This window comes from Psychrobacter sp., assembly GCF_030457785.1.
Taxonomy (GTDB): domain Bacteria; phylum Pseudomonadota; class Gammaproteobacteria; order Pseudomonadales; family Moraxellaceae; genus Psychrobacter.
The window spans coordinates 1-6,463 of sequence record NZ_JAKDUI010000156.1 but is presented as its reverse complement, the minus strand read 5'-3'; the positions used below and the strand labels follow the sequence as shown (position 1 = coordinate 6,463).

The following is a 6,463-nucleotide window of genomic DNA, read 5'->3' as shown; positions in this document are numbered from 1 at the left end:
TGGTAATCCGCCTCTTCAGTTTGATTTGCTTATTTCAAGTTGAGAGTGGGGTATTCATATGGTAATTCTTATTTTTCAAAATCACCTAACTTTACTTTTGAGACAATGAGCATATGATGTGCGTTGATTGCTGACTCGTTTAAACTTCTATTAAAGCCACTGTCATATTTTCACATATTATATAACCATTTTTTACCAACCACATCCGGTCAGATGCATCGGAGAAGGATGTCATTGCTGTGAATACTACCACTTTAGCTCAACCTGTAAATGATACTAAATCCCCTATCCCCAAAGACAGTCTTGCGCTCAATGCGCCGCAAAAAGCTCTGATAGCAGGAGGGGCTATTGCAGCGTTACTGCTGCTCATTCATTTGCTCACGACGCAACATATCTCTCAATCATTACTCCTAGGCATTGGTCTTTTGCTTGGTTATACCTTGTTTCATGCTCGTTTTGGTTTTACCTCAGCATTTAGACGCATTATGGCGGTCGGTAATGGACAGGCAATGCGCTCCCATATGCTTATGCTAGCAGTTGCTGTTACTCTATTTGCGCCCATACTTGCTTTCGGAACCACGCTTTTTGGCGGAGAAGTTTCAGGCTACGTAGCACCATTAGGTGTTAGCCTATTAGTTGGCTCTTTTGTCTTCGGCATTGGTATGCAACTCGGTGGTGGCTGTGCTTCAGGCACGCTGTATTCGATAGGCGGTGGACGTTCTGTCATGTTCATCACTTTTATCTTTTTCATCGTAGGAGCTACGATTGGTGCTTATCATCTGCCATTTTGGACAGAAGAAATGCCTGCCTATGCTCCCTATTCATTGGCCACTTCCACTGGTCTTGGTTATACCGGTGCTTGGTTGCTGTCTCTTGCATTATTTGGTTTGATTGCGTGGATTACACTGGTCGTCGAGAAAAAAAGAAACGCACCTAAAATGGCACCCGTGCCGTCTGAGACTGGTTGGAAACGAGTTTTTCGTGGTTCGTGGCCATTGTTTGCTGCGGCGATCGCTCTGGCGTTACTTAATGCCCTAACCCTACTGACACGTGGACAGCCTTGGGGCGTTACCTCAGCATTTACCTTATGGGGCTCTAAAATCGCCAACGGTCTAGGGGTTGATGTTGCTAGTTGGGGTTATTGGCAAGGGGCTAATGCAGCCGCTCTAAACACCTCTATCTTTGCTGACTCTACAACGGTGTTAAACATTGGCATTATCATTGGTGCTTTTATCGCGTCGGCAGCAGGTGGCTTATTTAAATTCACTCATATCACTGCAGGTAATTTTGCCGCGTCAGTCATCGGTGGCTTGATGATGGGTTATGGTGCTCGTCTTGCCTTTGGTTGTAATATCGGCGCTTACTTTGGTGGTATCGCGTCATTTAGCCTGCATGGTTATATTTGGGGCATACTCGCTATGGCGGGCACTTTTTTAGCCTTGTATTTGCGTCCGTTATTTGGACTTTCCGTACCTAAGTCTAATGATTCAGTCTGCTGATACCATCTTTAAAGTTGATTGATAAGTACAAAAAAACAGCAGGTTTATATAACCTGCTGTTTTTTTTGTGACTTGTATTTTATGAAGTATATACGAGCACACCTCATAAAATACACAATGATTAGACCGCTTAACTGCGCACGATAATCAGTGCCATACGCCCTGTCGCCTGTTGTTGTAAATGGGTTTTTCGACGATACGAATAATAGAGAGAATCTGCATAACTACAACTGATATCTGACTCGTTCTCTACCATCGCGCCAGCCGTGACTAACTGAGCTGCTGCTAACTTTGGTAAATCCAACTTAATTTTAGCCTCATCAGACGGTATAGAAAATAAGTCATCAAAATCATCGATAGCCTGCGCTGATAACGTCTGATTTTCAATACATCCTGTTAGCAACTTGTCACGGACGTCTGTATTCACTTCATAATTATCTCGACTGATACAGACACCGATCCATGCTTTGATATCACCAGACTCTGTAAAGCGCTTAACCGTTGCTGAAATGACGCCACAAGCAAGCCCTTTCCAGCCAGCATGAATCGCAGCAACCTGACCACTGCTTGGCTGGTACAAAACCACTGGCACGCAATCAGCTGTCATCATAGCAAGCCCTATGCTATCTTGCTGGCTGACCATCGCATCTGCAGAAACAGGATCCATACTCAAGTCCGTAGCATCAATATCGTGAACTTGACGACCATGAACTTGATTGACCCAATGCAACTGCTTAACAGAGGATTCTTGGTTACTCGATGATGAAAAGCGAGCAACTTGCTCATTTATAGCAGTCAACAGCTGCATGCGGTTGTCCAAAACCTTTGCCGCATCATCATGGACATGCAAGCCTAAATTGAGCTCGCCATAGCTTGTTTTGCTACTCAGACCTGATGGCAGGCTATCTTTTTCATCGACGATGAAAGATATATCTTCAACATCAGCACCTTCAACGTCAGCACCTTCAACGTCAGCACCTTCAACATCAGTATCTGGTCTGGCATTCGAGCTAACAACAGCAGCCGTTTGAAAAACAAATACGCCGTCATCTTGTGCAAGCAATGTCATCGGGAACTTATTGGTCATGATTGGCTCATCATCTTAGTGGATCTGCTCAAGGTTATTACATTTAACTGGAAGTTTTGTAGACTGTTTTTTATCTAATACACTCTTTTTTATTACTACACAATGATTTTACAGCGTGATATCGCCATTAATTTATGTTACTCGTCATTATACCCATCACTCAACACAGCGATAAGTTGCTGCATATCTTCAGGAAGTGGTGTCGTGACTTCGATGTCCTCACCGGTCGTAGGATGAACGAAACCTAATGTATAAGCGTGCAGCGCTTGCCGTGGAAATTCATTTATCGCTTGGCGCTGTGCTTCACTCAGACCAGCACGCAACTGACGACGGCCGCCATAGACACGATCTCCTACTATCGGATAGGTGATGTGGCTTAGATGCACACGAATCTGATGCGTACGGCCCGTCTCAAGCCCAACATCCAATTGGCAGTAGTTATCATTGAGCGCGGTAACATCTAATAGATGCGTGACTGCCTCACGTCCTGCCGTCATTACCGTCATTTTTGTACGCTGATTCCGATGGCGACCGATCGGCGCCTCAATGCGGCGATGGCGCAGTAAGCTCGCGGCATCTCCCGCTACCACACATTGATAATGTCGATAGACAGACTTATCTTTCAATTGTTCCATCAGTGCCATCTGCGCAGGCTTTGTTTTGCCAATCAACAATAAACCAGAAGTATCCTTATCAATCCGATGTACTAGGCCTGCTCGAGGTAGATGGTGTTGTTGTGGATAATGATACAGAAGCGCATTGACCAAAGTGCCTGTTTGATTGCCCGCACCAGGATGGACAACCATACCAACTGGCTTATCAATCACCAGTACGTCATCATCTTCATACACGACATTGATGTCGATGTTTTCTGGCTGATCTTCACTGTGCTGCTCTAGTGTGGTCGATAGATGCAAAACGTCCTCCGCTTTGACACGGACTTTAGGCTTTTGCACGGTGCCGTTATAGAGCAAGCTACCATCAGTAATCCAACCCTGTAGCTGCACTCTTGAAAAATCTGTAAATACTTGTGATGCCAACTTATCAATTCGCAGACCAGACTCATCCTCAGTGACGGTATGGCTTACATCAACAACGACAGATGCCGCTTGACCAGCGATAGAAGTTTCATCATCCTCACTGTCATCATCAGCCAGCAAGTCACTATCTGCCGCCTCAGCATCGTTTTGCATTTCATCAGTTAACTCATTATCATTTAAAGCACTATTTGGCGTCGGCGACTCTTGTACTGCTGAATCGGTATCTATTGATTGATTGGGTATTGAGTTGGTAGTCATAGCATTATTATTCATAACAGATTTATATATGGAAAAGCCCCTAACCTCACACTGCAAAGCACGTCTGAAAGGCGACTATCGAATAGAGTGGTTTTGTATAAAAAGCACAATAAAAAATAAGATGTTGCTCACTATTGGATGACGACAGAGCAGTCATAGCCAAAAACAAGAAATCAATGCATGGTAGTGTATCACGCTGAGCGTCCAAGCCATATAAATACAGCACTTTATCTATCAGGTTTGAATAATATTAGGTCATACCGGACATTAGCAGATAACTCTCTAAAATATAACGTTGCTGTAACTTACTGTATATTTGTCACTGTCTTCGATATTCGATATCGCTCGAAAGGGCTGCTCGTGCTAAACTGCGAAGCGAAAAACAGCCTGTCTTTAATTTTTGCTGTATGCTATGGCGTTAAGTCGAAGCCGTATTCGATAAAAATTATACGAATAACAAGTGCGCTGATTGATTAGCATTTCAAAACAGGTCGTTACCCGATGCCATATGCATCGTTTTTATCACTAACTTTTTATCATAGCATGGTAGTGCTTTTACTATTATGCGTCTCGTGTCGGAGAAGAAGTATGCAAGCTGTTGGCAATACGTTTATTAAACTGTCCTCAATAACCCTACTGGCGTTTAGCGTTAGTCTTACAGGTTGTCAGACTTTTAAAAACTTGACTGGCGGTGAAGATGCCGATGATGCAGTAGAGACTGCTGAAAAATCAGAGCAAAACTACTACAGTGATGCAGTTGCTAAAATCGATGAAGGTCGTTACGTTCAAGCCATCGAAGATTTGACCAACCTACGTACTTTTTATCCTACAGGGCAATACTCTGAGCAGGCACTGCTAGATGTGATGTATGCTCAATACGAAAGTGGTCAGTTTGCGGTCGCAGCTTCCAGTGCTGAACAATTTATAAGCCTATACCCTTCTAACCCCCAAATCAGCTATGCTCACTACGTTCGTGGTGTGTCAAATATGCAAGGGTCGTCAGAAGGTTTCAGCCTAAATCTATTCAATCTTAATCAAGCTGAACGTGATACTGCTTACTTGCGTATTGCATTTAATAACTTCCAAGAACTTATCAATAAATATCCTAACAGCCCTTACGCACCTGATGCCGCCCAGCGTATGATCTATATCTACAATCAATTTGCTGAAAGTGAATTAAGTGCCGCTGACTGGTACATCGAGCGTGAAGCATATGTAGCCGCAGTCAACCGCGCAAAATGGGCATTTCAGTACTATCCGCTTAGCGAATCGACGCCAAAAGCCATTGCTATCTTAGCTTATAGCCATGATCAACTCGGTCTGACAGATTTGGCGACAGAATATAAAACACTCTTGCAGATCAACTATCCAAGCTGGTTAACCAATGATGGACGTGTAAGACTAGATACTAAGCGTGATCGCTCATGGCTCAACAAACTGACCTTTGGACAGCTTGGCCGCTCAGGCGTGGAAGGGAGCCCACTGAATACAGGGGATTACAACGGCGCTACTAAAACCCAAGTCGTTCGTAGCGCCCGTCAAATGAGCTTGCCAAACGCCAATACAGCGACTGCCAATTCAGCACAAGGTACGGCTCCTACCAACGGTGCTAGTAACCTCAATTTTGGTTTGGGGCTTCCTGAAAACTCAACCGCCCCACAGAATCAGTCAAGTACCAGTCCTATGGCTAGAGAAGCCACTGAAGCCACTATTGACCCAAAAATAATTAACACGACGCCTACGACAACACCTACGGAGTAGACTGACTTAGCACATTGACAGTCTCTGAATAGGACAAACGATAAGGTCAACACTCTGTTGGCCTTATTTTTCTGTTCGTACTGCTTTTATTTTCTATCGAGTTTCAGTGTTTATACCAAAACTTATACCAAACCCAAAAAGCACAATTAACTGTATCAAAATCGCTCCACCTACAATACGTAGTACTTGCACGCTACGTATTACTTGAGCCTTTTTCCTTACTACTTTGATTTTTGTGAATGGTATTACTCCTGGCTGGTATTATTCTTAACTGATTGTCGATGCCCAACATAATTGACCTATGGTAAACTGTTTTTTATATGAGTATCCCTAACCATATTCTAGAGCAACTAAACAGCCAAGCTGATTTGATCAGTATCATTGGGCGTCACACCACACTTAAAAGAGCAGGTAGCGAGTATAAAGGCTGCTGTCCATTTCATGGCGAAAAATCGCCTTCTTTTTACGTCAATCCTCAAAAAAACATCTACCACTGCTTTGGCTGTAGTGTTGGTGGCAATGCCATTAGTTTTTTGCGTGACTATGAAAACCTAACATTCATAGAAGCGGTAAAGGAGCTATCGAAGCAAACAGGCATCGAGATACCTGAGGATGAGCAACAAAACGTTAGCTATCAACGTAGTGCCCCCAAGCCTACGCATAAACCGACTGCACCTAACCGGTCAGCAACCCCATCAAAAAACCAATCAACAAATCATGCCTCAGTACACCAAGATTCGTCGCCCAATGAGCAAGTTCGTGCCAAACAAAACGCTCATCAGGATGATACCTATCAGGACAGTACTTATAACGATATA

At 43.7% G+C, this 6,463-nt stretch carries 5 protein-coding genes; 3 read left to right on the top strand and 2 right to left on the bottom strand.

Annotation, left to right across the window (positions count from 1 at the left end):
• Nucleotides 1-239: 239 nt before the first annotated feature.
• Nucleotides 240-1,499: a YeeE/YedE family protein gene (locus L0J61_RS08170; RefSeq protein ID WP_301465956.1), complete on the top strand. Its 1,260-nt coding sequence runs from the start codon at nucleotides 240-242 to the stop codon at nucleotides 1,497-1,499.
• Between the two features lie 130 nt (nucleotides 1,500-1,629).
• Here the strand turns inward: L0J61_RS08170 and L0J61_RS08165 are convergent, their stop codons facing one another.
• Complete coding sequence (locus tag L0J61_RS08165; RefSeq protein ID WP_301465955.1) at nucleotides 1,630-2,586, bottom strand: polyphenol oxidase family protein; 957 nt, start codon at nucleotides 2,584-2,586, stop codon at nucleotides 1,630-1,632.
• A gap of 137 nt (nucleotides 2,587-2,723) precedes the next feature.
• On the bottom strand, nucleotides 2,724-3,884 hold the full coding sequence (locus L0J61_RS08160; protein ID WP_301465954.1) for an RluA family pseudouridine synthase: 1,161 nt from the start codon (nucleotides 3,882-3,884) through the stop codon (nucleotides 2,724-2,726).
• A gap of 588 nt (nucleotides 3,885-4,472) precedes the next feature.
• Here L0J61_RS08160 and L0J61_RS08155 point away from each other — a divergent pair.
• Both L0J61_RS08155 and L0J61_RS08150 read left to right on the top strand, forming a co-directional pair.
• Nucleotides 4,473-5,645 (top strand): outer membrane protein assembly factor BamD, encoded by a 1,173-nt coding sequence (locus L0J61_RS08155; RefSeq protein WP_301465953.1) that lies wholly within the window; start codon nucleotides 4,473-4,475, stop codon nucleotides 5,643-5,645.
• Nucleotides 5,646-5,965: 320 nt separating this feature from the next.
• Nucleotides 5,966-6,463: CHC2 zinc finger domain-containing protein (locus tag L0J61_RS08150; protein ID WP_301465952.1), on the top strand; the 498-nt coding region annotated here is incomplete at its 3' end.